At 63.7% G+C, this 491-nt stretch carries 1 protein-coding gene; it reads right to left on the reverse strand.

Features of this window, described 5'->3' with window-relative positions; all coding sequences use genetic code 11:
• A partial coding sequence (locus AB4Z27_RS29495; protein WP_441646046.1) for a formylglycine-generating enzyme family protein occupies window positions 1-407 on the reverse strand: 407 nt, incomplete at its 3' end.
• Window positions 408-491 lie beyond the last annotated feature (84 nt).

Consider the following 491-nt stretch of genomic DNA (forward strand, 5'->3'; position numbering starts at 1 on the left):
AACGCAAGGATCAAGGATCCGGTCGGCGGCCCCTTCGGATCGTGCTCCGGGCTTACGCGGTACCAGTCCTCGTCATACCAGTCCTGCATCCACTCCCATCCGTTGGCGTTCATGTCATAGAGTCCGAGCGGATTGGGCGGGAAGATCCCGACCGGGAACAGCATGGCTCGTGTCACAGAGGACGGCTCATGGGGGTCGGCGTCAACGACAGGCCGGAGCTTTTGCTTTTGCGCATAGGAAGCCATGTTGCGGCCTTTGTCCATATGCCCGTTGTCCGTCGCCCAGAGGAAGTTCTGGCCACGGCTACGGGCGGCATACTCCCATTGCGCCTCGGTTGGCAAACCGAAGGGCACACCGGTCTGCTTGCCTAGCCACTGGCAATAGTCCTTCGCCTGCTGCCAGTACATGCCGGCCGGTATCAACGGATGGCGGTAGAACCCCGGCGGCAACGGGTGGCCCGGTCTCCGCTCCATCCCGGCCCGGGGCCGGCC

Source organism: Cupriavidus sp. KB_39 (assembly GCF_052114485.1).
In the GTDB taxonomy this organism is placed as follows: domain Bacteria; phylum Pseudomonadota; class Gammaproteobacteria; order Burkholderiales; family Burkholderiaceae; genus Cupriavidus.